Annotated in this window: 23 protein-coding genes and 1 tRNA gene; 14 read left to right on the top strand and 10 right to left on the bottom strand. The window is 64.1% G+C overall.

What is annotated here, in order from left to right; all coding sequences use genetic code 11:
• Nucleotides 1-73 precede the first annotated feature (73 nt).
• From aspS to ASE89_RS09525, 5 genes are all read left to right on the top strand, one after another.
• Nucleotides 74-1,897, top strand: a complete 1,824-nt coding sequence (gene aspS, locus ASE89_RS09545) for an aspartate--tRNA ligase (protein ID WP_192003314.1) — start codon at nucleotides 74-76, stop codon at nucleotides 1,895-1,897.
• A 74-nt stretch (nucleotides 1,898-1,971) separates the two neighbouring features.
• Nucleotides 1,972-2,745 carry a polyphosphate kinase 2 family protein gene (locus ASE89_RS09540; protein ID WP_056676700.1) on the top strand — a complete coding sequence of 258 codons (774 nt, stop codon included), beginning with the start codon at nucleotides 1,972-1,974 and terminating at the stop codon, nucleotides 2,743-2,745.
• Nucleotides 2,746-2,926: 181 nt separating this feature from the next.
• Nucleotides 2,927-3,631 (top strand): PAS domain-containing protein, encoded by a 705-nt coding sequence (locus ASE89_RS09535; RefSeq protein ID WP_082451374.1) that lies wholly within the window; start codon nucleotides 2,927-2,929, stop codon nucleotides 3,629-3,631.
• A gap of 153 nt (nucleotides 3,632-3,784) precedes the next feature.
• Complete coding sequence (lipA, locus tag ASE89_RS09530) at nucleotides 3,785-4,708, top strand: lipoyl synthase (protein ID WP_031393377.1); 924 nt, start codon at nucleotides 3,785-3,787, stop codon at nucleotides 4,706-4,708.
• On the top strand, nucleotides 4,708-5,184 hold the full coding sequence (locus ASE89_RS09525; RefSeq protein ID WP_031393376.1) for a type II toxin-antitoxin system RatA family toxin: 477 nt from the start codon (nucleotides 4,708-4,710) through the stop codon (nucleotides 5,182-5,184). The genes lipA and ASE89_RS09525 overlap by 1 nt, the downstream gene beginning before the upstream one ends.
• Here ASE89_RS09525 and ASE89_RS09520 read toward each other — a convergent pair.
• From ASE89_RS09520 to ASE89_RS09510, 3 genes are read right to left on the bottom strand one after another with little or no spacing between them, the layout of a single operon-like run.
• Nucleotides 5,127-5,645 (bottom strand): CinA family protein, encoded by a 519-nt coding sequence (locus tag ASE89_RS09520; RefSeq protein WP_031439016.1) that lies wholly within the window; start codon nucleotides 5,643-5,645, stop codon nucleotides 5,127-5,129. The genes ASE89_RS09525 and ASE89_RS09520 overlap by 58 nt on opposite strands.
• Nucleotides 5,645-6,172, bottom strand: coding sequence for a hypothetical protein (locus tag ASE89_RS09515; protein ID WP_056676694.1), 528 nt, complete (start codon nucleotides 6,170-6,172; stop codon nucleotides 5,645-5,647). The genes ASE89_RS09520 and ASE89_RS09515 overlap by 1 nt, the downstream gene beginning before the upstream one ends.
• Entirely contained in the window at nucleotides 6,169-7,356 is a 1,188-nt protein-coding gene (locus tag ASE89_RS09510) for a bifunctional 2-C-methyl-D-erythritol 4-phosphate cytidylyltransferase/2-C-methyl-D-erythritol 2,4-cyclodiphosphate synthase (protein WP_056676691.1), read from the bottom strand. Before ASE89_RS09510 ends, ASE89_RS09515 begins: the two co-directional genes overlap by 4 nt.
• 141 nt (nucleotides 7,357-7,497) lie before the next feature.
• On the opposite strand from ASE89_RS09510, the gene dusB reads away from it, so the two are divergent.
• The 7 genes from dusB to hflX all read left to right on the top strand — a co-directional run bounded on the left by dusB (nucleotide 7,498) and on the right by hflX (nucleotide 16,639).
• The gene (dusB, locus tag ASE89_RS09505; RefSeq protein WP_056676688.1) at nucleotides 7,498-8,496 is read left to right on the top strand and encodes a tRNA dihydrouridine synthase DusB; all 999 of its coding nucleotides are present in this window, start codon (nucleotides 7,498-7,500) and stop codon (nucleotides 8,494-8,496) included.
• Nucleotides 8,483-9,547: a two-component system sensor histidine kinase NtrB gene (locus ASE89_RS09500; protein ID WP_056676686.1), complete on the top strand. Its 1,065-nt coding sequence runs from the start codon at nucleotides 8,483-8,485 to the stop codon at nucleotides 9,545-9,547. Before dusB ends, ASE89_RS09500 begins: the two co-directional genes overlap by 14 nt.
• Nucleotides 9,544-10,989: a nitrogen regulation protein NR(I) gene (gene ntrC / locus ASE89_RS09495; RefSeq protein WP_056676683.1), complete on the top strand. Its 1,446-nt coding sequence runs from the start codon at nucleotides 9,544-9,546 to the stop codon at nucleotides 10,987-10,989. Before ASE89_RS09500 ends, ntrC begins: the two co-directional genes overlap by 4 nt.
• A 52-nt stretch (nucleotides 10,990-11,041) precedes the next feature.
• A complete protein-coding gene (locus ASE89_RS09490) occupies nucleotides 11,042-13,291 on the top strand; it encodes a sensor histidine kinase (protein ID WP_056676681.1) in 2,250 nt (749 codons plus the stop codon).
• Nucleotides 13,292-13,295: 4 nt separating this feature from the next.
• Entirely contained in the window at nucleotides 13,296-14,672 is a 1,377-nt protein-coding gene (gene ntrX, locus ASE89_RS09485; RefSeq protein ID WP_056676678.1) for a nitrogen assimilation response regulator NtrX, read from the top strand.
• Between the two features lie 74 nt (nucleotides 14,673-14,746).
• Nucleotides 14,747-15,322: an RNA chaperone Hfq gene (gene hfq, locus ASE89_RS09480; protein WP_261362599.1), complete on the top strand. Its 576-nt coding sequence runs from the start codon at nucleotides 14,747-14,749 to the stop codon at nucleotides 15,320-15,322.
• A gap of 24 nt (nucleotides 15,323-15,346) precedes the next feature.
• Nucleotides 15,347-16,639, top strand: coding sequence for a GTPase HflX (gene hflX, locus ASE89_RS09475; protein ID WP_056677261.1), 1,293 nt, complete (start codon nucleotides 15,347-15,349; stop codon nucleotides 16,637-16,639).
• Here hflX and mazG read toward each other — a convergent pair.
• The 7 genes from mazG to ASE89_RS09440 all read right to left on the bottom strand — a co-directional run bounded on the left by mazG (nucleotide 16,620) and on the right by ASE89_RS09440 (nucleotide 24,021).
• Nucleotides 16,620-17,354, bottom strand: a complete 735-nt coding sequence (mazG, locus tag ASE89_RS09470) for a nucleoside triphosphate pyrophosphohydrolase (RefSeq protein ID WP_156363401.1) — start codon at nucleotides 17,352-17,354, stop codon at nucleotides 16,620-16,622. The two genes, hflX and mazG, sit on opposite strands and share 20 nt — an antisense overlap.
• A gap of 129 nt (nucleotides 17,355-17,483) precedes the next feature.
• Nucleotides 17,484-18,248, bottom strand: coding sequence for an MBL fold metallo-hydrolase (locus ASE89_RS09465; protein ID WP_056676675.1), 765 nt, complete (start codon nucleotides 18,246-18,248; stop codon nucleotides 17,484-17,486).
• Complete coding sequence (locus ASE89_RS09460; RefSeq protein WP_056676671.1) at nucleotides 18,245-19,051, bottom strand: TatD family hydrolase; 807 nt, start codon at nucleotides 19,049-19,051, stop codon at nucleotides 18,245-18,247. The genes ASE89_RS09465 and ASE89_RS09460 overlap by 4 nt, the downstream gene beginning before the upstream one ends.
• Nucleotides 19,051-20,613: a methionine--tRNA ligase gene (gene metG / locus ASE89_RS09455; protein ID WP_056676668.1), complete on the bottom strand. Its 1,563-nt coding sequence runs from the start codon at nucleotides 20,611-20,613 to the stop codon at nucleotides 19,051-19,053. The genes ASE89_RS09460 and metG overlap by 1 nt, the downstream gene beginning before the upstream one ends.
• Nucleotides 20,614-20,668: 55 nt before the next feature.
• On the bottom strand, nucleotides 20,669-21,646 hold the full coding sequence (locus tag ASE89_RS09450; protein WP_056676665.1) for an AAA family ATPase: 978 nt from the start codon (nucleotides 21,644-21,646) through the stop codon (nucleotides 20,669-20,671).
• A gap of 52 nt (nucleotides 21,647-21,698) precedes the next feature.
• Complete coding sequence (locus tag ASE89_RS09445; RefSeq protein WP_056677258.1) at nucleotides 21,699-22,868, bottom strand: D-alanyl-D-alanine carboxypeptidase family protein; 1,170 nt, start codon at nucleotides 22,866-22,868, stop codon at nucleotides 21,699-21,701.
• A gap of 166 nt (nucleotides 22,869-23,034) precedes the next feature.
• Nucleotides 23,035-24,021 carry a lytic murein transglycosylase gene (locus ASE89_RS09440; protein ID WP_156363416.1) on the bottom strand — a complete coding sequence of 329 codons (987 nt, stop codon included), beginning with the start codon at nucleotides 24,019-24,021 and terminating at the stop codon, nucleotides 23,035-23,037.
• Nucleotides 24,022-24,295: 274 nt separating this feature from the next.
• Between ASE89_RS09440 and ASE89_RS09435 the strand changes: the two genes are divergently transcribed.
• Nucleotides 24,296-24,372, top strand: a tRNA-Pro gene (locus tag ASE89_RS09435).
• Between the two features lie 99 nt (nucleotides 24,373-24,471).
• Nucleotides 24,472-26,415 (top strand): hypothetical protein, encoded by a 1,944-nt coding sequence (locus ASE89_RS09430; protein WP_156363400.1) that lies wholly within the window; start codon nucleotides 24,472-24,474, stop codon nucleotides 26,413-26,415.
• Nucleotides 26,416-26,456 lie beyond the last annotated feature (41 nt).

Raw genomic sequence — 26,456 nt, 5'->3', positions numbered from 1 at the left:
GTAGTCCGGGTTGACAAAGGCGGGTGAGGAAGGGAAGCGCGAGACACCTGTTTATCGTCCGAGAAGACCCATCATGCACGCCTATCGCACCCATAACTGCGCCGCCCTCCGCCCCGAACAGGTCGGCGAGGAGGTCCGCGTCTCGGGCTGGGTCCACAAGAAGCGCGATCATGGTGACCTGGTCTTCATCGATCTGCGCGATCATTACGGCATCACGCAGATCGTCACCGACGTGTCCGGCCCCGTCTTCAAGGTCATCGAGGGCCTGAAGAGCGAGAGCGTCGTCACGATCACCGGCAACGTGACCGCACGCGCGCCCGAAGCGGTGAACCCGAACCTGCCGACCGGCGGAATCGAGGTCCGCGCGACGGCCGCGACCGTCCAGTCGATGGCAGGCGAGCTGCCGATGCCGGTCGCCGGCGAGGCCGAGTATCCCGAGGATATCCGCCTGCGCTATCGCTATCTCGACCTGCGGCGCGAGCGGCTTCACGCAAACATCATGCTGCGTTCGAAGGTCATCACCTCACTGCGCAACCGCATGAACGATCAGGGTTTCACCGAATTCCAGACGCCGATCCTGACCGCGTCGTCGCCAGAGGGCGCGCGCGACTATCTGGTGCCGAGCCGCGTGCATCCGGGCAAGTTCTACGCGCTGCCGCAGGCACCGCAAATGTTCAAGCAGCTGCTGATGGTCGCGGGCTTCGACCGCTATTTCCAGATCGCCCCCTGCTTCCGCGACGAGGACGCACGCGCCGATCGTTCGCCGGGCGAATTCTACCAGCTCGATTTCGAGATGAGCTTCGTCACGCAGGACGACGTGTTCAACGCGATCGAGCCCGTCCTGCACGGCGTGTTCGAAGAGTTCGCCGATTGGCAGGGCAAGGGACGCCAGGTCTCCGCCCTGCCGTTCAAGCGCATTCCCTACCGCGAATCGATGCTGAAATACGGCAGCGACAAGCCTGATCTGCGCAACCCGATCCTAATTCACGACGTCGGCCACCACTTCGTCGACTCGGGCTTCGGCCTGTTCGCGGGCATCGTCGCCGGCGGTGACGTGGTGCGCGCGATCCCCGCACCAAACACCGCCGAGAAGAGCCGCAAGTTCTTCACCGACATGAACGACTGGGCCCGCGCCGAAGGGCATGCTGGGCTCGGCTACATCACGCAGAAGAACGGTGAGCTGGGCGGTCCGATCGCCAAGAACCACGGCGAGGAAGCGACGCGCAAGCTGATCGCGGAGATGGGCCTCGGCCCGAACGACGGCATCTTCTTCGCCGCCGGCAAGGAACTCCCCGCTGCCAAGCTCGCCGGCGCAGCCCGCGCGCGCATCGGCGCGGATCTCGGCCTGATCGACGAGAACCGGTTCGAGTTCTGCTGGATCGTCGACTTCCCGATGTTCGAATATGACGAGGACGCCAAGAAGGTCGACTTCAGCCACAACCCGTTCTCGATGCCGCAGGGCGAGATGGACGCGCTGGAGAACAAGGATCCGCTCGATATCCTGGCGTATCAGTACGACATCGTCTGCAACGGCGTGGAACTGTCGTCGGGCGCGATCCGGAACCACCGGCCTGAGATCATGTACAAGGCGTTCGAGATCGCCGGCTATACGCAGGCCGATGTCGACACGAACTTTGCCGGCATGATCAACGCGTTCAAGGTCGGCGCACCGCCGCATGGCGGCTCGGCACCTGGCATCGACCGGATGGTCATGCTGCTCGCGGGCGAGCCGAACATCCGCGAGGTCGTGCTGTTCCCGATGAACCAGAAGGCCGAGGATCTGATGATGGGCGCACCGAGCCCGGTCAGCCCGCGCCAGCTGAAGGAGCTCAACATCAAGCTCACCGTCGATGGGCCGAAAGACCCGGCCAAGACGGTGACGCCCGCCGCTGGCTGACGCCGAGGCGGCTCGGCCGTCTCGGTCCTTTCCGTCCCGCCCCTGGTGGCCGCCTGATCTTCTGGAGTTTGCTTATGACCATCGATCTTGCCCATTATGAAGCCGGCGACGCCTATGACGGCAAATACAAGCACGACTTGGCAAAGCTCCAGAAGAGGCTTGAGCACATCCAGGTCGCGCATATCGTCAACAAGCGCCCCGCTGTGGTGATGTTCGAAGGGTGGGATGCGGCGGGGAAGGGCGGTATCATCCAGCGGTTGTCGGCCGAGTGGGATCCCCGTACCTACCGCGTCTGGCCGATCGCTGCCCCGAGCGCCGACGAGAAGGCACATCACTTTCTCTGGCGCTTCTGGAAGCGCTTGCCGGCCGATGGGAATATCGCCGTCTTCGACCGGAGCTGGTACGGCAGGGTACTGGTCGAGCGGGTCGAGGAATTCGCCACGCGCCGCGAATGGGAGCGCGGCTATGACGCGATCAATGCCTTCGAAGCGGGACTGATCGAGAACGACACGACGCTGATCAAGATCTTCGTCCATATCACCCAAGCGGAACAGGACCGGCGGCTGGAGGCGCGGCTGCGCGATCCCTGGAAGCATTGGAAGACCGGTCTCGACGACTATCACAACCGGTCGCGACGCGAGGACTATCTCGCCGCGATGCATGAGATGTTCGCACGCACCGACACCGCGGCAGCACCGTGGATCGTCATCGACGGGAACGACAAGAAGGCGGCACGGATCGCTGCGCTGACCGTCGTCGCGGACCGCCTGGAGGGCGGAGTCGCGATGGTGCCCCCGCCGCTTGATCCCGCCGTCCTCAAGGTCGCGAAAAGGGCCCTTAAGCTCTAATCTTCGCAAGGCGCAACCCCGCTTTTGGTCGCAGTCCTCTGCAGCTATATCCATTTTGGTCGAAATTCTAACGCCTTCCGAACAACTTATGTTAGCGTGAACAGCTTCCGATGATGGTTAGGCTTACCATAAGATAATGGGCGTGTCCGAGTAGCGGACGGCCATTCAGTGGGCGTAGGTCATGACGGAACGCGGTCGAATAGGTGTCGACACCTCAGGGGCGATTGTCGAGGTGGACGCGACGTTCTGCCGCACGCTCAATGCGACAGCCGCCATTTTGCTTGGCAGCAACATGCTCGATTTCACCGCGCCTGCCGACCGCGAGCGCTGCCGGCGACTGATGCGTCGCGTGGTGCATACCGGATCCCCGATCAGCACGACCAAAAGGCTGGTCAGAACCGACTCGTCGCATCTCTGGGTGCAGGGCCATTTATCGATCGCGCCGCCAGGGACCGAGGTCTGCGTGACGATGATCTTCGAGGAAACCATGCTTGGGTCCGGCGAGGTCAAACCCGAAGCCTTGTTGAAGACGGCACAGCTGACGCTGGATGCCCGGCGCGCGCGCGGGGCAATATTCTGCCCGTCGTTATTTGCCGACAGCGCCTGGGACATCCTGCTTGCGGCCTATGTCAGCGAGGCCGAGGGCGTCCTCCTGACGCCGACCGACCTCGAACCGATGCTCGGGGTCGGACACGCCACGCTGACCCGCTGGATTCGCGCACTCGAGGTTCAGGGGCTGATCGAGTTCGAGGCGGCCGGCGACGGGCGAGCGGGGGGCGCGGCGTTCCAGCTTACGTGCGATGCGCATCAACGGTTCGAACGGTATCTGTCCGAGCGATATGCCGTCGCGGTATCGGCTGCAACGGATCTGGAACGGTTCCGCTGACCTGGTCGGTGCGGTACGATGTAGCAGGCACGCCCGGGCTGCCATCTGCCCCATCGCGGGGGCGTTGTTACCGGCTTGGCAGGATACCGGTGATATCGGGCGAAGAACCGCATGTGTGTTGTTTCGCATAGCCGGGATCGCTATCTGCCTGCCATGAACGAGATGACCCCGCTCGCCGCGCCGCGCGCTCGAAAGCCCGACTGGATCCGCGTCAAGGCCCCGACATCCGCCGGCTTCGCCAAGACCCGCGAACTGATGCGCTCGAAAAGCCTGACGACGGTCTGTGAAGAGGCCGCATGCCCGAATATCGGCGAATGCTGGTCCAAGAAGCATGCAACGGTCATGATCCTCGGCGATACCTGCACCCGTGCCTGCGCCTTCTGCAACGTGAAGACCGGTATGCCCCGTGCGGTCGACCGGATGGAACCGCAGAACGTTGCCGATGCCGCCGCGCAGATGGGGCTGAACCACATCGTCATCACCTCGGTCGACCGCGACGACCTTCCCGATGGCGGCGCTTCGCAATTCGTGAAGGTCATCCAGGCAATCCGCGCGTCGAATCCCACTACGACGATCGAAATCCTGACGCCCGATTTCCGCAACAAGGCGCAGGCCGCGATCGAATCGATCGTCGAGGCGCGGCCCGACGTCTACAACCACAACCTCGAGACAGTCCCCCGCCTGTACCCGACGATCCGGCCTGGCGCGCGCTATTATGCCTCGTTGCGCCTGCTCGAGAGCGTGAAACGCCACGACCCGTCGATCTTCACCAAGTCGGGCGTCATGCTCGGCCTGGGCGAAGAGCGCCTCGAGATTCATCAGGTGATGGACGACATGCGCTGCGCGGACATCGATTTCCTGACGATGGGCCAGTATCTTCAGCCGACGCCACGCCATGCCAAGGTGGCCGAGTTCGTCACGCCGAAGGCGTTCGATGCCTATGCGTCGATCGCCCGGGCCAAGGGGTTCATGCTTGTCGCATCGTCGCCACTGACGCGGTCGAGCTACCATGCGGGGGACGATTTCGCGCAGCTTCGGGCGGCGCGTGATGCCAAGCTCGGGGTCGCACGGATCTGATGCCCAAGCATTCCGAAACACGCCATCTTCCCTATACACCCGAACAGATGTTTGATCTGGTCGCCGATGTCGGCCGCTACGCCGAGTTTCTGCCATGGGTCAGTGCGATGCGCGTCCGTTCGAACAGTGAGACGGAGACTCTCGCGGACATGATCGTCGGCTTCAAGGGCTTGCGCGAGACGTTCACGTCCCGTGTGCAAAAGACTCGACCGACCGAGATCTTAGTCGACTATGTCGACGGTCCGCTCAAATATCTTCGCAACGAATGGCGTTTCCGCCCTGAGGAGCAGGGATGCGCGGTCGACTTCACCGTCGACTTTGCCTTCAAGAACCGGATGTTCGAGCTGATCGCGGGTCAGGTCTTCGGTGCCGCACTGCGCAAGATGATCGGCGCGTTCGAGACGCGCGCGGCCGAGCTTTACGGTGCGACATCCTCGACCGGCAGCAAGAGTTCGAGCGCGCACAGCGCAGCCTGAAGGCGGATACCGCCGCGGCCGAGATCGCCGAAATCCTTGCGATCTGCGTCGACATCGCTGCGATCGCCGCCCTTCTCGGCACGGGCGAAGACCACCGTCCCGACCGGCTTCTTCGCCGATCCACCGCCGGGCCCGGCGATGCCGGTGATCGCGACGGCAACATCCGCGCCCGACTGCTCGAGTGCGCCCTGTGCCATGCTCCACGCGACGGCGATCGACACCGCACCGAAGGTCTCAAGCACGTCTGAGCTGATCTTGAGCAGTTTCAGCTTGGCCTCGTTCGAATAGGTCACGAACCCGATTTCGAACACGTCGGAACTGCCTGGAATTTCCGTCAGCGCGGCAGCGACAAGGCCGCCGGTGCAGCTTTCGGCAACCGCGACGCGTCGTCCGAGGGCGCGATTTGCCTCGATGACCTTGCGTGCCGCGTCGATCAGCTGGGGAGGGAGAAGGGTATCCATCAGCGGCTCTCCGTCGCGGTGCAGAGCGGGAGGTCGGGCGTCGATCGATCCCCGCGGCGTGCCTTGTCAGCCTTCAAATAGCGCAGCGTCTCGACGACGATTCCGGCTGTGTTCCGCGGCGGCAGCGGCTGGAGCAGCGTCACGAGCCGATCGATCGTCCCACAGTCGCGCGCCGCGATGCGTCCGACAATCTGCGGGACGAGCAGGCTCGTCAGCAATGGCCGGGCATAGTCCGACTGGAGAAGCGCATCGACGGCGGGGTCGCTAAGCTTGACGATCGCGGCCCGGGCGGATGGCCAGGCGCGATCCGCTTCGATTTGATAGCGCGCGATCAGTGTACTGGACTGGTTGCGCACGAGGCTGGTCGCGGGAAGCCTTGCCGCGCAGACTCGGCCCGTTTCACGGATGATGTCGGGCAGCGCGACGAGCGTCATCGCCTCCGCCTCGGGGCCGGAGATGCACGGGGACTGTGCCGATACCGGCGTTGCGACGACCGCGGCGAGCGTCAGTGCGGCAGCAAACCTCATGCGCCGACACGGCCGCGATTCGAGGGGAGGCTGATCGTCGCGACCGCCTGCGCGGCAATGCCCTCGCCCCGTCCCGTGAAGCCAAGTCGCTCGGTCGTCGTCGCCTTCACGCTGACCCGGTCCGTGGTGAGGTCGAGCAGGTCGGCGATCCTGGTCGTCATCGCCGACCGGTGCGGCCCGATCTTGGGCATCTCGCACAAGATGGTCAGGTCGACGAAATCGATCCGACCGCCCTTGGCGACGATCAGCTTCGCGGCATGCTGCAGGAACTGCGCGGAGTCGGCACCTTTCCACTGTGGATCGCTCGGGGGGAAATGCGTGCCGATATCACCCGCGGCGATCGTTCCGAGCAGCGCGTCGGTCAGCGCATGCAGCGCGACATCGGCATCGCTATGGCCGGAAAGCCCCTTGTCGTGCGGGATCCGGATGCCGCCGAGCCATAATTCCTCGCCCGTTTCCAGCCGATGGACGTCAAAGCCCATCGCGGTTCGGCTTTCATAGGGCGCGCGCGCTTCGGCGGCGGCAAAATCGTCGGGGTGAGTCACTTTGTCGAGCATCGCATCGCCCTGCACCAACGCGACGCTGCCGCCAACCCGTCGCACCATCTGGGCATCGTCGCTGGCATCTTCATCGGCCGGCCAGGCCGCGTGCGCGGCGCGCAGCTTAGCGATCCGGAAGCCCTGCGGCGTCTGGACCCGGTACACGGCCTCACGCGGAACGACTTCGCCGAGAATGCGACCGGTCAGCGTCGTCGCGCCGCGCGCCAGCGTATCCGCTACCAGCAGCACAGGCACCGCAGCGTCGCTGTTCGCTAGCGCTGCCACCACCGCGCTGATGACCCCGGCAGGAAGAAACGGCCGGGCGGCATCATGAACGAGAACATGGTCCAAGTCGGACAGGGCAGCGATTCCCCTCAGGACCGAATCCCGGCGGGTACTGCCCCCGACGATCACCGTCGCGTCCGTAACGCCTCCTGCTGCCAATACTGCCTTTGCATGGCCCAGCTGACCTTCGGCAACGACGACCGTCACGGCGTCGATCGCTGGGTGCGCGGACATTGCGGTAACCGCGTGCATGAGCATCGGCCTTCCTGCGACGGTCGCGAATTGCTTGGGGAGGGTGCCGCCAGCGCGGGTGCCGGACCCGGCTGCGACGATCAGGGCGACGGTGCGGCGCTTTGTCATGGGCGCCGATTAGCGTCTTGAGCGCGGCATCGCCAGTGCAGGCAGTCGTTCCCCACGACGTCGCGCACGACGGGAACAGCTGGACCAGCCTTGCCAGTTCCGGCATCGCGGCCTATGTTCTGCCTCTTTTTTGGGCAGCTTATGCGTAATCTCTCACCTATCCAGATCGGCACCGTGCGGATTGAAAGTCCGGTCGTCCTCGCACCCATGACGGGCGTGACGGATATGCCGTTCCGTACGCTCGTGCGGCGATATGGATCAGGGCTCAACGTTACCGAGATGGTCGCGAGCCAGGCTGCGATCCGCGAGACCCGCCAGTCGATCCAGAAGGCTGCGTGGGATCGGCTCGAAGAGCCGGTGTCGATGCAACTGGTCGGGTGCACGCCCTATGAAATGGGCGAGGCCGCGCGGCTGAGTCAGGATCGCGGTGCCGCGATCGTCGACATCAACATGGGGTGTCCGGTCCGCAAGATCGTCAATGGCGATGCCGGGTCCGCGCTGATGCGTGACGTCAAGCTCGCGACGGCGATCATATCCGCGACTGTGAAAGCGGTCGATGTCCCGGTCACGTTGAAGATGCGCATGGGCTGGTGCCACGACAGTCTCAACGCACCCGAATTGTCGCGGATCGCAGAAGATCTCGGTGTGAAGCTGATCACCGTCCATGGCCGGACGCGGAACCAGATGTACAAAGGAAGCGCCGATTGGGGCTTCGTGCGCCGGGTGAAGGACGCAGTGTCGATCCCCGTGATCGTCAATGGCGACATTTGCTCGATCGAGGATGCCGAGGCGGCGCTCGACCAGTCAGGTGCCGACGGCGTGATGATCGGACGCGGCGCCTATGGGCGGCCTTGGCTGCTTAATCAGGTCATGACCTGGTTTGCGACCGGCCGCCGCGTGGCCGATCCGTCAATCAACGAACAATATGAAGCGATCGCAGGGCATTACGAAGCGATGCTCGAGCACTATGGGATCGAGACGGGTGTCAACATGGCCCGCAAGCATATCGGGTGGTACACCAAGGGCCTGCATGGCTCGGCGGAGTTCCGGAACCGGGTGAACCAGGTGGCTGACCCGAACCAGGTCAAGGCGATGCTGGCCGAGTTCTACGCGCCCTGGCGTCACCTTGAAGCCGCCTGAGCCGGATCGGCGCGACCATCCGGGGTTCAACGACGTCTTCGCGGCGCTGCCGGTGGCGGTGGTGGTGGTCGATCCGGACGACCGGATAGCCCATGCAAATGCACTTGCTGAGCAATTGCTCAACCTCTCGGAGCGCCTCATGGTCGGGCAGCCGATCGCGGCGATACTCCCGCCCCCCGACGAATCCCGCAAGCACGACAATCGCGGCCTTGCCGTTTTCGATACCGAGATCGCGACCGCCCGCGGCGTGAAGATCCGCGTTGACTTTGCCGAGACGATCATGCCCGATCATTCCGGCTGGCGCGCGATCACACTGCACGTTCCCGCCATCTCGCGACGGCTGGGCTATTCGGCGGACCGTACTGCGGGCGCGCGCGCGGCAGTTGGGGCCGCGGCGATGCTCGCACATGAGATCAAGAATCCCTTGTCCGGCATCCGCGGCGCGGCGCAGCTGCTCGATGCTGGAGAACTGACCACGCTGATCACGACCGAGGTCGACCGGATCGCGGCGCTGATCGATCGCATGCAGGACTTCAGCGATACGCGTCCGCTCCCGCTCGCCAGCGAGAATATCTACCCGTTGTTGACGCACGCGCGTCGCCTCGCGCTCGCCGGTTTTGCGCGCGGAATCGCGATCGAGGAGCGATTCGATCCGTCCCTGCCGCCCGCCCAGATCAATCGGGACGCGGTCCTTCAGATTGTCATCAACCTTCTGAAGAACGCACGCGAAGCCGTTGCAGAGCAGCCAAATCCGCTGATCATCATGACCACGGCCTATCGCCACGGGATCACCGTCAGCAGCGCGCCGGGCAAACCGCGTCTGCCGTTGCCGATCGAGATCTGTGTGTTCGACAATGGCCCCGGCGCGCCGCCCGATATCGCCGACCACCTGTTCGACCCGTTCGTGTCGGGGCGCCGTGAAGGGCAGGGGCTGGGCCTCGCCCTCGTCGACAAGCTGACGCGCGATATGGGCGGGATCGTGCAATATGCGCGTGAGGGGATTCCTGAAATGACCGTTCTTCGCCTGCTGCTACCAAGAGCCACATCATGAGCACTGTGCTGGTCGTCGATGACGACGCCGCGATCCGCACCGTCGTCGCGCAGGCGTTGCGGCGCAGCGGCCACGACGTAACCGTCGCCGACAGCCTCGCGCAACTCGAACGCGCCCTGGCTGTGGCGATACCCGACGTGCTGATCACCGACGTGGTGCTGCCCGACGGCGACGGCATCGATCATATCCGCAATGTCGCCGAGCGCCACCCCACGCTGCCGATCATCGTCCTGTCGGCGCAGAACACCCTGACCACCGCCGTACGTGCGGCGGAGGTCGGTGCGTATGAATATTTGCCCAAGCCCTTCGATCTCGATGTCCTGTCGCGCGCGGTGACGGGAGCGCTGGCGCGGGGCGGGGTGCTGTCCGATGACCGGATCGGCGACGAGGATCGTGCACTGCCGCTGATTGGCCGGTCCGCGGCGATGCAGGACGTCTACCGGGTCATCGCACGCGTCATCTCGAACGATCTGACCGTGTTGATTTCCGGCGAATCGGGCACCGGCAAGGAGCTGGTCGCCCGGGCGATTCACGATCTCGGCCGGCGAAGTGCTGCGCCGTTCATCGCGATCAACATGGCCGCGATCCCACGCGAACTGATCGAGGCCGAGTTGTTTGGCCATGAGCGCGGCGCCTTTACTGGTGCCGCAACGCGAAATGCCGGCCGGTTCGAGCAGGCGACGGGCGGCACGCTGTTCCTCGACGAAATCGGCGACATGCCGATGGAGGCGCAGACCCGGCTGCTTCGCGTGCTGCAGTCGGGGGAGTTCACGAGCGTCGGCGGTGCGCGCACGATCCGGGTCGATGTCCGCATCCTGGCCGCGACAAACCGCGATCTGGCGGCGCAGGTGGCAGCCGGGCATTTCCGGGAAGACCTGTTCTATCGTCTTAACGTCGTGCCCGTCACGTTGCCTCCGCTCCGCGAGCGGCGGCAGGACGTCGCCTTGCTCGCACGACATTTTCTCGATCATGCGGCGATCCAGGGTCTGCCGCGACGTCAGTTGGCGGGCGATGCGATCACCGCACTCGGCGCGTATGACTGGCCGGGTAATGTTCGCGAACTCGAAAACCTCATGCGCAGGCTCGCGGTGCTCGCGCGCGACGAGATCATCGGCGCGGACGCGATTCACGCGATGCTGGGCGCGCGAACGCCGACCACCACTGCAACCGATCTCGACATCGCCGGCGCGGTGAAGGCGCTGATTGGGCGGATCGAGCGCGAAAATCCGGCAGCGCTCGACGATGGCAGTCTGTACGACCGCGTCATCGGCGAGGTCGAGCGTCCGTTGATCGAACTGATGCTTGCCCGGCATGGGCATAACCAGCTTCGCGCCGCGCGTGCGATGGGGATCAATCGGAACACGCTGCGCAAGCGTCTCGACACGCTCGGGATCGATATCAGCGGCGACATGACCGAGCTGGACGCGGCAGGGTCACGCTGACCCGGCCATTATGTGGTTTCCCGGCAACAATTGTCGTTGTATCACGGCAACGATGATCGCCCCCGCGACGCTTGCCATCGAAGACGACGTGCCATCGCACCGGTTCGCCGTGACGCCTGCGCTTGAGGCGCTGGTGGTCGCGCTGGCGATTACCGTCGCGGTCGCGAGCTATGTGCTCATCAGCGGCGCCAATTCACCCCAGCGTTTGATGCCGCCACCGCTGATTGCGCTGCTGCTGATCGCCAATCTCGTCCCCGGCATCGCATTGCTGATGCTGCTCGGCCGGCGGGTCGCGATGCGCCGCGCCGCCCGGTCTCCGGTTGGCGGGGGCGGCCGCCTGCACGTCCGGCTCGTCGCCCTGTTCTCGATCGTCGCCGCGGTGCCGATGCTGCTTGTGACGATCTTCGCGTCGCTGCTGTTCCAATATGGCGTGCAATTCTGGTATTCCGACCAGGCGCGGGGCATGCTCGAAAACGCCACCGAACTCGCCCAGTCGTCCTACGCGCGCCAGCTCAGCCGCTGGGAAGAGGCGAGCGTCACGATGGCAGCGGACATGTCCAACTACCTGCGGGAGCGATCGCTGGAGAGCCCGGGCTTTTCAGGCTTTTTCTACCAGCAAGTCTATTTCCGGAGCCTGTCCGAAGCCGCGCTATTCAAGGTCACGCCACAGAACGAGATCCAGACCTTCGCGGTGGTGAACCCCTATGAAATCGACTTTACACGACAGGTGACGCCCGAGGCGATCCGCGAACTCCGGAGCGGCAAGCCCGCCGCAGTATCGGTGACGGGGGATCGTATCCGCACGATAACGATGCTGCCCGGCGCCGACGAACTCTTCCTTTACGCTGGGCGCGTCGAGGATACCAAGCTCCTGTCGGAGCAGACGACGCGTGCCAACGCCGTGCTGGCAAGCTATCGCCAGCTGCTTGCCCGGTCGCGCAGCCTCCAGCTCCTGTTCAACGCGGCCTTGCTGGGCATTTCCCTGCTCATCGTTGGCGTCGCTGTCTGGATCGCGCTGGCTGTCGCGGATCGTCTAGTACGCCCCGTCGGCGAGCTGGTCGATGCGGCGCGTCGGGTGGCCGAGGGTGATCTGACCGCGCGCGTGCCAGATCCGCGCAGCCGCGACGAGGTCGGGACGCTGGCGCGCGCGTTCAACCAGATGACCGGTCGGCTGCAGGAGCAGAACAGCGATCTGATGACCGCGAACGACCAGCTCGAGACCCGTCGTGCGCTGATCGAGGCGGTGATGGCCGATGTTTCGGCGGGCGTCGTCGCGACCGCGAAAGACCGCGTGATCCGGATTGCGAATCGTTCGGCGATCCAGCTGCTGGGTGCGGAGGGTCTTGTCGGCAAGCCGTTGCACGAGGTTGCGCCCGAACTCGACGCGCTTGTGCAGGAGGGAGGGCGCGAAGCGATCGTCCAGGTCGGCCAGGCCGGCGATGCGCGGACGCTCGCCGTCCGGATCGCACATGCACCGACCGGCCCGATCCTCACCTTCGACGATATCACGCAGCAACTGCTCGACCAGCGCCGCGCTGCCTGGTCGGACGTCGCCCGCCGGATCGCGCACGAAATCAAGAATCCGCTGACGCCGATCCAGCTTGCCGCGGAGCGACTGCAGCGGCGCTATGGGGGCAAGATCCCCGCGGAGGACGGGACATTTGCGCGGCTCACCGACACGATCATCCGCCAGGTTGCGGACCTCCGCCGGATGGTCGATGAATTCTCGTCATTCGCACGGATGCCCAAGCCCGTCTTCCGCGAGGAATCGCTACTCGACGCCGCACGCCAGGCGATGTTCCTCCACGAGGTGGCGCATCCGGGGATCCGTTTTCTGCTGGTTCATGACGACCCCGGTCCGATGCTCGTGTGCGATCGCCGGCAGATTGGGCAGGCTCTGACGAACATCGTCAAGAACGCGGTCGAGGCGATCGAGACGCGGGGCGACGACGCGGGCGGGGCGGTTACCATGACCCTGACCGAGACGCGCCGCGATGGAACGGCGCACTGCGTCGGGATCGAGGTCGCCGACACCGGTATCGGTCTGCCGGTCGAACGCGACCGGCTCATCGAACCCTATATGACGACGCGGGCGCGCGGAACCGGGCTCGGGCTTGCCATCGTCAAGAAGATCATCGAGGAACATTGCGGGACGATCGCATTTTCGGATCGCCCCGGTGGTGGCACCATCGTCACCATGAACTTCGACGCCAGAGCGCTGGTCGCGCTTGATCAGGGGGCATCCGCACCCGAGCCGGCAGGGGATGGCCAGCTCGTCGCAATGACTCGCAATCGGACATGAATTGATGGCGCTCGATATTCTCGTCGTGGACGACGAACGTGACATTCGCGAACTGGTGGCCGGCGTCCTGGAGGACGAGGGCTATCAGACGCGCGATGCGGGCGACAGCGACGCTGCGCTCGAAGCGATCGCGGCGCGGCGTCCGTCGCTCGTGTTGCTCGACGTCTGGCTGCAGGGGTCGCGCCTCGACGGGCTCGAACTGCTCGACGAGATAAAGCGGCGGGATCCATCGATCCCGGTGCTCGTGATATCTGGCCACGGCAATCTCGACACCGCGGTTGCGGCGATCCGGCGTGGCGCGTCGGACTTCATCGAGAAGCCGTTCGAGGCCGAGCGACTGTTGCTCATGGTGGCGCGCGCGACCGAAACCGAACGGCTGCGCCGCGAGGTCGCTTCGTTGCGGGCCACGGTCGGCCGCGAGACTGATCTCACCGGCAATTCGGGGGCGATCAACGGCGTCCGGGCAACGCTCAAGCGCGTCGCCGCAACCGGCAGCCGTGTGCTGATAATGGGTGGGGCAGGGGTCGGCAAAGAGGTCGCTGCACGCCTCCTGCACGGCTGGAGCCTGCGCACCGATGCGCCGTTCGTAATCGTCAGCGCCGCGATGATGACCCCTGAACGTGTCGACGAAGAATTGTTCGGCGCGGAGGAGGGCGGGGACAAGATCCGCCCCGGGCTGCTCGAGCAGGCGCATGGCGGAACGCTGTTCCTCGACGAGATCGCCGACATGCCGATCACGACGCAAGCGCGGATCTTGCGGGTCCTGACCGACCAGAGCTTTACGCGGATCGGCGGTACCAGGGTCGTCAAGGTCGATGTGCGTGTGGTGTCCGCGACGGCGCGCGACCTCGTCCACGAGATTGCCGAGGGTCGGTTTCGCGAGGACCTCTATTACCGGTTGAACGTCGTGCCGGTGGCTATCCCGCCGCTCGCGGATCGCCGCGATGACATTCCCGCGCTGGTCCAGCATTTCATCGCGCATTATGCGGCAGAACGCCGGGTCCGGACACCGGAAATCGCGCCCGATGCGATGGTTGCGCTGCAATCCTACGACTGGCCAGGAAATGTTCGTCAGCTTCGCAACGTGGTCGAACGGACGATCATCCTTGCGCCGGGCGATCGATTGGGGCGCATCGATCTCGACTTGCTGCCGGCCGAAGTCCTGGGCGATCAGGGCGACATGGGCAGCGCCGGGGGCACCGCGATCATGGGCTCGCCGCTACGCGAGGCCCGTGAAACCTTCGAACGGGAGTATCTGCGTGTGCAGATCCGTCGGTTCTCCGGCAACATTTCGCGCACCGCGAGTTTTATCGGGATGGAGCGATCGGCGCTGCACCGGAAGCTGAAGCTGCTCGGGATCACCGAGACGCGGGACGATTGATCGCATATCTGTCGCCCGCCCCTATGGACGAAGCGGTACCGGGAACATAGATTAGACGCTCGCCCGGCAATCGGGTGATCTCCGACGCCGGGAAACGGCGCCACGCGGGCAAAGTCCCGCCAAAAACAAGGGTTATCCCATTGGCCGAAAAAATTGGCTCGCTACAGGACCTGTTCCTCAACGCACTGCGCCGCACTAAGACCCCTGTCACGATGTTCCTCGTCAAGGGCGTCAAGCTCCAGGGTATCGTCACCTGGTTCGATAATTTCTCGGTGCTGTTACGTCGCGACGGTCAGTCGCAGCTCATTTACAAACACGCAATTTCAACGATCATGCCCGCGGGACCGATGGACGTCGCCGCGATCGTGAACGCCGTCGCAGAAACGCAGAAGAAGCAGCCGCTTTTGCAGGAAATTTTTCTGAACGCGGTCCGCAAGTCGGAAGACAGCGTGACCATGTTCCTGATCAACGGCGTCATGCTCCAGGGCCAGATTGCCGGCTTCGACCTGTTCTGCATGCTGCTCCAGCGCGAAGGCATGGCGCAGCTCGTCTACAAGCACGCGGTGTCGACGATCCAGCCTGCGCGGCCCTTGAACCTTGCCGAGGATCCCGACGACAGCGATGAGACGGATGCGGTGGACGACGCATGATCATGACGGCCTGGGGCAATGCGCATGACTAGTGGTTTCGACCGTGACCGCGACGAGTTCGCCCGCGGCACGAAAGCGATCGTCGTCTTGCCCGACCAGGGCGATGCGGCACGCGATGTCGACGCACGGCTCGAAGAGACGGCGGGCCTTGCCGCCGCCATTGGCGTGGAGGTGGTTGAGCGGATCGCCTATCGCGTCCGCCAGGCCAAGCCCGCAACGTTGATCGGCAGCGGGCAGGTCGAGCTCCTCGCGACACAGGTGCGAATGGAGGAGGCGGGGCTCGTCGTGTTCGATGCGAGCCTGAGCCCGATCCAGCAGCGCAATCTCGAAAAGGCGCTGGCGACGAAGGTCATCGACCGCACCGGGCTGATCCTCGAAATCTTCGGGGAGCGCGCGGCGACGGCCGAAGGGCGGCTGCAGGTTGAACTCGCGCATCTCGACTACCAAGCTGGCCGGCTCGTCCGGAGCTGGACCCATCTCGAGCGTCAGCGCGGCGGGTTCGGCTTTCTCGGCGGGCCTGGTGAAACCCAGATCGAGGCGGATCGCCGGCTCATCCGGGACCGGATGGCGCGGCTCCGGCGCGAACTCGAGCAGGTGAGCCGCACCCGCGGCCTGCACCGGGAGCGACGCCAGCGAGCCCCTTGGCCCGTCATCGCGCTCGTCGGCTATACCAATGCCGGAAAGTCGACGCTGTTCAATCGGTTGACCGGTGCCGACGTCATGGCCGAAGACCTGCTGTTCGCGACGTTGGATCCGACGCTTCGGCAAATCCGGTTGCCCGGTATCGACAAGGCGATCCTCTCCGACACGGTGGGGTTTGTCTCGGACCTGCCGACCCAGCTCGTCGCGGCGTTCAAGGCGACGCTCGAGGAAGTTGTGTCCGCCGATCTGCTGATCCACGTCCGTGACATCGCGCATCCCGATACTGAGGCGCAACGTGCCGATGTCGAGGCGGTGCTGGCGGACATCGGCGTCGACGATATGACCCCGCGGTTCGAAGTCTGGAACAAGCTGGATCTGCTCGATCCTGCCGACCATGACGAGATTGCCGGGGAGGCTGCGCATCGCGAGGATATCGTGGCGATCTCGGCGCTGAGCGGGGAGGGGGTGGACCATCTTGTCGAGCAGGTCGCCGCCAAACTGACGGATGCGCATCGCCGCTATCACATTACGCTCGATGCGACGGACGGCGCAGGCGCGGCATGGTTGCACGCGCATGGCGAGGTGCTCAGCAGTCTCGCGGACGGGCTGGCCACCACCTATGACGTACGGCTGTCCGACACCGATTACGACCGGTTCAGCCGCCGCGACGCTTGACCGCCTGCCAAAGCGCTTCCTTTTCCTCGAGCGACAAAGCTTCGAAGCCCGCACCGGCGATATGCTCCATCGCCCGAAACCTGGCTTCGAACTTTGCGTTGCCCGCGCGTAACGCCACTTCGGGATCGACACCGAGGTGGCGGGCATAATTAGTCACCGAGAATAATAGGTCGCCGACCTCTTCGGCCAGTGTGTCGGCGGTCGCTGTCGCAATCTCGTCGAGTTCTTCGTGTACCTTGGCCAAGGAACCGGCTGAGTCGGGCCAGTCGAACCCGACGCGCGCAGCACGCTTTTGCAGCTTGTCGGCACGCGCCAGCGAAGGCAGCGCCGTGGCGACGCCGGCGAGGGCACTCTGGTCAGGCTTGCTCGCGCGCTCGGTCGCCTTGATCGTTTCCCAACCGGGCGATGTCTTCGCCGGACCGAAGATGTGCGGGTGTCGGCGCTCCATCTTGTCACTGATCGCGTCGATGACGTCGGGCAGGGCGAACGCGCCCGCTTCCTCTGCAATGCGGGCGTGGAATACCACCTGCAACAACAGGTCGCCGAGTTCGTCCTTCAGATCGGCAAGATCGCCGCGTTCGATCGCGTCGACAACCTCATAGGCCTCTTCGATCGTGTAGCGGGCAATCGTCTTCGATGTTTGAACACGGTCCCATTCGCATCCCGTATCCGGATCGCGCAGTCGCGCCATGATGGTCGTGAGGCGGTCAATCATGGCGGCGCTCCGCATAAAGTGAGAATGACGTGGAGATCACCGACGCTACGACGAAATCAAAAGGTTCATAACGTACCACGCCCGATCCGATAATATACATTATGTAAAACGGCATGGCACGTATGCCGGTCAGGCCTGGAGGATCTGTCCATCAAAGCCAGGCTCCACTGTGTCAGGCAGTTCCGCCCTCAACGCTGCATAGTCCATGCTGTTGTCCATATGGATAAGCGCGGTCCGCCGCGGCTTGAACGCATCGACCCAACCCAAGACGGCTGAGAGTTGTGGATGCGTCGGATGCGGACGACGGCGCAGTGCATCGACGACCCACACGTCCAGCCCCGTATACATCGCGGCCATATCATCAGTCATGATGTTGAAATCGGTCGCATAACCGATTGCCTTGCCATCTGCCTCGAAGCGCAGCCCAGCGGCGTGGATCGATCCGTGCGGCTGATCGGTAACACGAATGTCGATCGCGCCGATTGTCAGTCGGTCCGGCAAGACCGCCCCGGCGATCGTCGACGGATAACCGCTGCGGCCCCGGAACGCATAGGTGAAGCGATCCTCAAGCGCGGCGAGCGTGGCCGGCCGCGCAAAGCCGATCACGGGCGCGCCCATCGCGTGATAGAGCTGCCGGAGGTCATCAATGCCGTGGCAGTGATCGGCGTGATCATGCGTCCAGATGACCGCATCCACCTCGGAGACGTTCGCCGCGAGCAACTGCTCACGCATGTCCGGCCCCGTATCGATCAGGATACGGGTGCCGGCATGCTCGACGAGCGCAGAGACGCGGGTGCGGCGGTTACGAGGTTCGGCGGGATCGCATGCACCCCAGTCATTGCCGATCCGGGGCACGCCGGAGGACGTACCCGAGCCGAGGATCGTGATTTTCACGCGCGGTACGCCGCAGCCGACGTAGCGACCAGTCGTGTCTTGGCGAACAGCGTATGGAAATTCTCGGCCGTCCGCTGGGACAGCTCGCCGACGGAGACGCCGCGCAGGTCTGCCACAAACTGAGCGGTATCGGCGACGAAGCTGGGCTCCCCCGTCCTGCCCCGATTGGGCACGGGCGCAAGAAAGGGCGCATCGGTTTCGATCAGCAGTCGTTCGATCGGCAAGCGCGCAGCGATCGCCTGAAGGTCGCGCGCGTTCTTGAACGTGACGATTCCCGAGAGCGAGATATAAAGGCCGAGTTCGAGTGCCTTGTCAGCAAATGCTGAGCTTGCTGTGAAGCAGTGGATCACGCCGCCATAGGCCCCCTTCCCCATCTCGTCCGAGAGGATCGCCGCGGTATCCTCTTCGGCATCGCGGGTATGCACGACGATCGGCAGGCCGGTTTCACGTGCCGCGTCGATATGCGCGCGGAAGCTCAGCGCCTGGCGTGCACGATCGGAGGTCTCGCGGTAATAATCGAGCCCGGTCTCGCCCAGGCCCACGACCCGCGGGTGACGTGCGCGCTCGACCAAACGCGTCGCGTCGATCGCGGGATGGGCATCGGCTTCATTTGGATGGATGCCGACCGTCGCCCATACATCGGCCTCACGGTCCGCCGTGGCGATCACCGCATCCCACTCGCTCTCCCGCGTCGAGATGTTGAGCATCGCCGTCACACCGCGCGCCCGCGCGCGATCGAGGACCGCCTGCTGATCCTCGATCAAGCCGGGGTAATTCAGGTGGCAATGACTGTCTGCAAGCATCAGGCGTCGGTCTCCGCGGGCATCTCCAGCCGTGGGAACGCGCCGGTCGGCGCGACGATCCGGAAGTCGCTCGCGGACTGCCGGTCATACCAGCCGTCATCGTCAAGCGCTGCATGGTCGCGGCCCTCTGCACCGATCTGGTCGAGGACCTTGCCCGCTGCGCTCGGCACGACCGGAAGAATCGTGATGGCGAGCATCCGGATTGCGCGCACCAATGTCGCCAGCACCGTGTTCATCCGTGCCGGGTCGGTCTTGCGCAACGCCCAGGGCGCCTGCACGTCGATATACTGGTTGCAGGCAAAGACGCCCCGCATCCACGCCTCGATGGCGTGCGACAGTGCGAGCTCCGCAAAGCCGGACCTGTACGCGGCGCAGGCCGCGGTGACGTCTTCGAGCAGCGCCGCGTCGGCCGGTTCGATCGCAGTCGCCATGGGCAATGCACCGTCCAGGTTCTTGGCAATGAACGACAATGTCCGCTGGGCCAGATTGCCGAAGCTGTTCGCGAGCTCGGCGTTGACCCGCGTCACGATTGCCTCTGCCGAGTAGCTGCCATCCTGCCCGAAGCTGACGTCCCGAAGGAAGAAATAGCGCAGGGCGTCGACGCCGAACGCATCCGCCAGCACCATCGGATCGACGACATTGCCGACCGACTTCGACATCTTCTCGCCGCGGGTCAGGAGAAAGCCGTGGCCAAAGACGCTTTTGGGGAGCGGGATGTTCGCGGACATCAGGAAAGCAGGCCAGAAGACGGCATGGAAGCGGACGATGTCCTTGCCGATCAGGTGAAGGTCCGCCGGCCAGAAACGCGCAAGATCTGCGTCATCCGGTCCGGTGTTCGGATAGCCCGTCCCTGTAAGGTAATTAGTGAGCGCGTCGACCCAGACATACATGACATGGCCCGGGCTGCCTGGCACGGGCACCCCCCAGTCGAAGCTCGTCCGCGACACAGAGAGGTCGGACAGGCCCCCTTCGACAAAGCGCATGACCTCGTTGCGGCGGCTCTCGGGCCGGATGAAGTCAGGGTTCGCGGCGTAGAGGTCGAGCAGCGGCTGCTGGTATTTCGACAGCCGGAAAAACCAGGTCTCCTCGGCGGTCCATTCGACCGGCGTGCCTTGCGGAGACCGGCGATCGGCGCCCTCCCCCGTCAGTTCGGACTCGTCGTAAAAGGCTTCATCGCGGACCGAATACCAGCCCTCATAGCGATCGAGATAAAGGTCCCCGGCATCCGCCATCGCCTGCCAGATCGCCTGACTCGCCGCGTAATGATCGGTGTCGACGGTCCGGATGAACCGATCATAGGAGATATCAAGACGGTCGGCCATCCCACTGAAATAGGCCGACATTTCATCAGCGAATTCGCGAACGGGGACGCCGCGGTCGCGTGCGGCTTGAACCATCTTCAGGCCGTGTTCGTCGGTACCGGTCTGGAACAGCACGTCGCGTCCCGCCTGGCGCTGAAACCGGGCGATCGCGTCGGCTGCAACCATTTCATAGGCATGGCCGATATGCGGTCGGCCATTGGGATAATGGATTGCGGTGGTGATGTAGTAAGGGTCGGCCATGTCGGCGCTCCTAGAGCATCCCCCCGAGGAGGTGAAGCCCATGTCGCCCGCTTCGTCAGGTGCGCAGCGTCGCGAGAATTCCCGCAAGCTCGAAGACCGTCGCCTGCGCATCGAGCGACAAGCCGATGGCAGCGGCGGACAGGTCACGGGCCGCGGCATGCGCGTCGAGCGCGGTCTTGAGCCGGGCGCCCGACCGGTCCCGCGCCGCACGCGCGATGAACACCGGCACGCGATCGAGAAACGCCTCATAGCGGGGTTGCGACGCCTTCCCAGCAAGGGACTTCGCCAGCCGGAGCCGATGCCCGTTATCGCGATCGCCTTCGTCGGCGATCCGCGCAATCGCTTCGTCGAGGCTCGCAATATCGAGACCCGCGTAGCGCAGCGCCCTGCCCGGCGCTCCCTCACTCGCACGTACGAGGGCAGATATCTCGTCGTGGTCGAGGTCCGGCTGCGCCAGTCGCAACGTCACCGCGACCTCGTCGGGCGTCAGTGCCTCGAACCGCAAGACCCGGCACCGCGACCGGATCGTTGGCAACAACCGTCCCGGCGCGTGGCTGACCAGGAGGAATATCGTCCCGGCGGGTGGTTCCTCAAGGTTCTTGAGCAACGCATTGCTGCCGCCGCGCTCCAGATCGTCGATCGCGTCGATCATGACGACCCGGCGCGGGCTCATCGATGGCGTCGTCGCAAAGAGCGGCTGGAGCGTACGGACCTGCGCGATCGTGATACTGCGCGCGAGATCCTGGTCGGGCTTTTCAGGATCCTTGGGCAGACGCGTCAGCAGGCGGAAATCGGGGTGCGAACCCGCCTCGATCAGCGCGCGCGTGGGGTCGCCGGCCGGCACGGCAAACCCGCGCGGCTCGGTCGACCCGCCGCGCGCATCGGCCAGCATGCGCATCGCCGCCAGCCGTGCGAAGCTTGCCTTGCCAACGCCCTGCGGGCCGGTGAACAGCCACGCATGGTGAAGCGCGCCGCTGTGCATCGCCGCGGCGAAAGCGGACTGCGCCGCGGCATTGCCGATTATGTCGGTCATGCCGGCGACGGGCTCACCCGAACGATGCGCACGCGCGCCGGCACGCCAAGCCTCAACCGAACAGCCCGGTCAGCCCAGACCAGGCACGCCCGAAGAACCCGGCTTCGGCAACGTCCTTTTCCGCGACAAGCGGCATACGCTGCTCGACCCCGTCAGGCATCGACACGACGAGATCCGCGATGTGCTGGCCCGCCTTGATCGGCGCCTTGACCGGCCCCTGATAGACGACCTTGGCGTTCAGGTTCGGCGATGTCCCCGCCGGTACGGTGACGGTCAGCGCCTTGGGCGCGATAAGGCCGACACTCGATGAGCCGCCCATCTGCACGCTGGCCTCCTCGACCTTTCGACCCTTGGCGACGATCGGCTTGGACTGCCACGCGCGGAAGCCCCAGTCCATGAACCGTACCGACTCGTTCGCGCGCTCGGTCGAGCTCTTCAGGCCTGCGACGACCAATACCAGACGGCGACCACTCTGCTCGGCCGACCCGGTGAATCCGTATCCGGCTTCCTCGGTATGTCCGGTCTTCAACCCGTCGGCGCCCGCGACGCGGCCGAGCAGCGGATCGCGATTGGCCTGGGTGATCGCGCTGCCGCCCATGGTCTTGCCCCAGGTAAAATCGCGCTTTGCATAGAATTGCTTGTAGAGCTGGGGATGGTTCGTGATCGTCGCCGATGCCAGCTTGGCCAGATCATGCGCAGTGACATAGGTCACGCCGTTGTCTGGCCACCCGTTCGACGTCCCGAAATGACTGTCCTTGAGGCCGAGCTGCGCAGCGACGCGGTTCATGCGCTCGGTGAAGGCGGGCTCCGAGCCCGAGATCGATTCCGCAAGAACGACGCAGGCGTCATTGCCCGACAATGTCACGATGCCATACAGTAAATTGGCCACGCTGACGCTCTCGTTCGCCGACAGGAACATCGTCGAACCTGCTGACGGACCATGCCATTTTGCCCAGGTCTCCGGCCGGACGGTGACCATGTGATCGAGCTTGAGCTCGCCCTTTTTGAGCATGTCGAACGCGACATAGACCGTCATCATTTTCGCCATCGACGCCGGCGGCATACGGCGATCGGCATCGCGTGCGAACAGGACCGCGCCCGACGACAGATCTTCCATATAGGCGATCGGTGCACTGGTCTGGAACTGTGGCGCGGCTGCGATCGACGGCGTCGCAAGCGCGATCATTGCCAGCGGTGCGACGGTGATGCGGCGCCGGACCATTTGAGTAAAGGGCAGCGTGTTCATGGGCAGCTTCGTCATGATATCCGTTACGTCAAAGAGGAACGCGATGGGAGGCAGGCTCGCGGCGCCGCCGGGACCTTATCGAAGTCATAGCCGGGCTTGGCAACCGCGTCACGCCTGGCTTTGAGTCTATCAGGCACGCCGGTCAGCGCTCGACTGCATCCGCCAGCAGCCCCACCGACAGCGCATAAAAATTCGAGCAATTATAGTCGAGGATTACGCGGTAATTGCTCGTGAGCAGATACGCCGTGGCGCCGGGACCGTCGGGTTCGAGCAGCGTCGCCATGACATGGTCGGCCGGCCACGAGGCGCCTTGCGTCATCACCCCCAGACCGCGCCACTCCGCGATCGTTCGCCAGCCGCTATGCCGTTCGAACACGCGCGGGCACCGCGGCGACACGAGCCGATTGCGTACCTGCGACCGATCGAATCCCTGCGGCACGGAGACCGCGACGCCCCAAGGTTGGCCACTGCGCCAGCCGGCATTGGTGAAATAATTGCCGATCGACGCCAGCGTATCGGCCGGACTGTTCCAAATATCCGCGCGGCCGTCGCCATCCCCGTCACGGGCCAGTCGAAGATAGATGGACGGCAGAAATTGGGGATTGCCCATCGCGCCTGCCCAACTGCCCTTGAGTTGTTCGCGCGAGATGCCCCGGTCGACGATCTTCAAGCCGGCAATGAACTCGCCCGCAAACAGTGATCGCCGACGCCCCTCATAAGCGAGGCTCGCGAGTGACCGCAGAATGTCGAAATTTCCGGTATAGCTACCGTAATTGGTCTCATGCCCCCAGATCGCGACCATGATCGATTCGGGCACACCTGTTTCGCGCTCGATACGCTGCAGCCTGCCCCGCTGCGCCCGATAGGTTTCCCGACCGCGTCCGATCCGCGCCGCGTCGACATGCTGCGCCTTGTACGGCGCGAAGGCCGGAATGGCGCTGCTCGTGCCGCTGCCCGGCTGTGCACGATCGAGCGCGATGACACGCTCGTTCAGCGTCAATGTAGGAAAGACGGAGTCCACCGTACGCGCCGTGACTCCGGCCTCAAGCGCCTGCGTGCGAAGCTGGCCGAGATAGGCCTGAAACCCCGCCTCGTCCTGCGCACATGCGGGGGTGGTGACCGCGGTCATCGCCGCGATGGTCAAAGCGCCACGTCGCAACGCACTCGATAGGATAGATTTTGCCCACATGCCGCTTGCTCTGCCATAGGGGCGCCCGCATCGGAACCTCGCCCTGACGCAAGCACGGCTCGCACCGACGCTTGGACCGCCCGCTGCGCTGCTACCCTTCCCCGCCAAGGCTATCGTTCGGGTGCCAGCCCCGTCCTTCAGCGACGACTTTCCCTGCCCGCCGACACGAAGCTGCTTGCCTTTCGTCAACCGCACCCGCTAAGGGCTGCGGCGTCGGGGAGTGGCGCAGGCTGGTAGCGCACCTGGTTTGGGACCAGGGGGTCGCAGGTTCGAATCCTGTCTCCCCGACCATCATCCGCTAAGTAATTGATTTCTCGTCGCCAACATGGCGATCGGGAATGGTTGTACCCACGACTGTACCCATCGTTGTACCCATTTGGGGGCGATGGATTGGGACTGCCGAACCTCAAGCTGCGCGGTGGCAGCTACCACTGGCGCAGGAAGATCACCGTGGCCGGCGTGGTCATGCCGCTCTCCCTGTCACTCGGCACAGGGAATTTTCAACGCGCCCGGTGTATGGCAGACAGACTTGCTGCGACGGTCGAGGGTTTGCGTGTGGCCTATGGTCAATCGACGGGGATGACCCCCGATCAGCTGAAACAGGTTTTCAGCGATGCCCTACGCTGGCAGTTGAAGCGCATCGAGCAAGATCAGGTCGGCAGCCCGGCCCGGCCGGAAGATCACGCAACGATCAATTCCATCTATGCCGAAGCTTGGGCTTTCCTCGGCCGCAAGGGCGTCGACGCGCGCTGGTCGTTGGACGAACATGACCGATTAATCGATACCGGCTGGAGCGAGGAGCGCGCGAAGGCGGTGGCAAATCTGGTGTTCGATCTCCAGAACGGTGATCCGGTCTCGAAGGCGCAACTCGACAGTTATAGCGAGGGGTTCGGCATCCCATCCACCCGAGACAACGTCGCTCGGATGGCCCGGATGATCTGCTCGGCGCGTGCGTCGGCATGCCGCGAGGCAATTGCTCGCCTCCCAGTTGGCGACGAAGACATGAGGCGATGGATTGACGAGGCATTGGCCGATGATGCGCCTTTCGCCTTCCAACAAGTCGAGCGACCGTCCGTGTCGTTGACTGCGTTGAATTCGATGCAATCCGCGCCGACGGCCCGGGAGGCTGTCGACATCGATGAAGCGCCCGCATTACCCGTCCCCGAGCGTTCGAAGAAGCGCCTGCTCGAAGCGGCCGAAGAGTGCATCACGGCCTATCAGAGTGAGGACGCCTGGGATGCGGACTCGATGAAGCAGGTGCGCACAGCATTGCGGCTTTTCGATCATGCCTGCGGCAGCGGCATATTCATTGAAGACCTGGAGCAATCGCACGTCCGCCGTTTCACGACCCTGTGTCGGTCGTTGCCGAATCGCTGGGGCCGCACCCGCGAGGAACAAGCAGGCGGCATTGCTGCCAGCTTAGCCCGAGCAGCAACCATGCCACCGGCCGACATCGGCATCAGCCAGACGACCATCAACAAGCACCTGACATGGGTCACCGCCGTTCTGGCCCATGCAGCGGGCGAACATGACGATCCGCAGACGCATCGGCCGGCCAAACCGCTTTCTTTCAAAGTGGCACGAGCGGGCATAGGCAAGACATCACGTAAGGCGCTGACGCGAGATCGCGACAAGCGCGCCAATTGGACAATACAGGAGGTCGCTAAGCTCTTGTCGGCGCCTATTTGGACAGGAACTGCCGGTATCGACCGCCGACTTCAGCCGGGCACTAAGATCATTCACGACGCCTGGTATTGGATGCCGCTTATGTTGCCCCTCTACGGCGGTCGCAGTTCGGAACTCGCCGGACTGGGGCTTGCGGAGGTGCACGAACTGGAGCCGATCCCCTACTTCCGGATCGACTTTACTGAAGAGCGCGCGCTGAAGAATATCCAGTCGATCCGTAGGCTGCCTATTCATTCTGAGCTGATCCGCCTTGGGTTCATTGACTATGTGGCGGAATTGCGAGCAGCGGGTTGTACGCTGCTGTTCCCGGAAATGAAGTCGCCGAGCTCGACCACCTTCGCCGGGACGTTCTACAAGTCGATCTTCCGACCGCTGCGAAAGTGGGCATTCCCTGAGGGCACCCCATGGCTCCACCGTGTTGGCGGCGCATGGATAGACAAAGACGTGCACAGTTTTCGCGGTCTGGCGACGACGATGCTGAAGGGACGCGTCGCGAGCGAGGTCCGCTGCGATCTATTTGGCCATGAAGGCGAAACGGAAACCGCACGCACCTATGACGAAGAGGTGGAGCTTTCGATCAAGCTTGACGCCCTGCAACTCTTGACGCCGATAACCGCGCACATTGCTCCTAGGGTCAGGACCCATTGATGTTAAAGGCGCGATCTGATTCAGGCTCCGTGAGGAGACTG

Origin of the sequence: Sphingomonas sp. Leaf30 (assembly GCF_001422525.1) — a bacterium.
GTDB classification, from domain to species: domain Bacteria; phylum Pseudomonadota; class Alphaproteobacteria; order Sphingomonadales; family Sphingomonadaceae; genus Sphingomonas; species Sphingomonas aerolata.
Note: the sequence above shows the minus strand (reverse complement) of the source record. Positions and strands in the feature narration are given on the sequence as shown.

Bases quoted from the DNA above. Each gene is read 5' to 3' on its own strand.
- lipA (WP_031393377.1), top strand. From the start codon at position 3,785: ATGAACGAGATGACCCCGCTCGCCGCGCCGCGCGCTCGAAAGCCCGAC.
- ASE89_RS09450 (WP_056676665.1), bottom strand. From the start codon at position 21,646: ATGACCGACATAATCGGCAATGCCGCGGCGCAGTCCGCTTTCGCCGCG.
- aspS (WP_192003314.1), top strand. From the start codon at position 74: ATGCACGCCTATCGCACCCATAACTGCGCCGCCCTCCGCCCCGAACAG.
- ASE89_RS09535 (WP_082451374.1), top strand. From the start codon at position 2,927: ATGACGGAACGCGGTCGAATAGGTGTCGACACCTCAGGGGCGATTGTC.
- ASE89_RS09460 (WP_056676671.1), bottom strand. From the start codon at position 19,051: ATGCTTGCAGACAGTCATTGCCACCTGAATTACCCCGGCTTGATCGAG.
- hflX (WP_056677261.1), top strand. From the start codon at position 15,347: ATGACTAGTGGTTTCGACCGTGACCGCGACGAGTTCGCCCGCGGCACG.
- ASE89_RS09520 (WP_031439016.1), bottom strand. From the start codon at position 5,645: ATGGATACCCTTCTCCCTCCCCAGCTGATCGACGCGGCACGCAAGGTC.
- ntrC (WP_056676683.1), top strand. From the start codon at position 9,544: ATGAGCACTGTGCTGGTCGTCGATGACGACGCCGCGATCCGCACCGTC.
- metG (WP_056676668.1), bottom strand. From the start codon at position 20,613: ATGGCCGACCCTTACTACATCACCACCGCAATCCATTATCCCAATGGC.
- ASE89_RS09540 (WP_056676700.1), top strand. From the start codon at position 1,972: ATGACCATCGATCTTGCCCATTATGAAGCCGGCGACGCCTATGACGGC.
- ASE89_RS09440 (WP_156363416.1), bottom strand. From the start codon at position 24,021: ATGACCGCGGTCACCACCCCCGCATGTGCGCAGGACGAGGCGGGGTTT.
- ASE89_RS09515 (WP_056676694.1), bottom strand. From the start codon at position 6,172: ATGAGGTTTGCTGCCGCACTGACGCTCGCCGCGGTCGTCGCAACGCCG.
- dusB (WP_056676688.1), top strand. From the start codon at position 7,498: ATGCGTAATCTCTCACCTATCCAGATCGGCACCGTGCGGATTGAAAGT.
- ASE89_RS09490 (WP_056676681.1), top strand. From the start codon at position 11,042: ATGATCGCCCCCGCGACGCTTGCCATCGAAGACGACGTGCCATCGCAC.
- mazG (WP_156363401.1), bottom strand. From the start codon at position 17,354: ATGATTGACCGCCTCACGACCATCATGGCGCGACTGCGCGATCCGGAT.
- ntrX (WP_056676678.1), top strand. From the start codon at position 13,296: ATGGCGCTCGATATTCTCGTCGTGGACGACGAACGTGACATTCGCGAA.
- ASE89_RS09445 (WP_056677258.1), bottom strand. From the start codon at position 22,868: ATGGTCCGGCGCCGCATCACCGTCGCACCGCTGGCAATGATCGCGCTT.
- ASE89_RS09510 (WP_056676691.1), bottom strand. From the start codon at position 7,356: ATGACAAAGCGCCGCACCGTCGCCCTGATCGTCGCAGCCGGGTCCGGC.
- ASE89_RS09525 (WP_031393376.1), top strand. From the start codon at position 4,708: ATGCCCAAGCATTCCGAAACACGCCATCTTCCCTATACACCCGAACAG.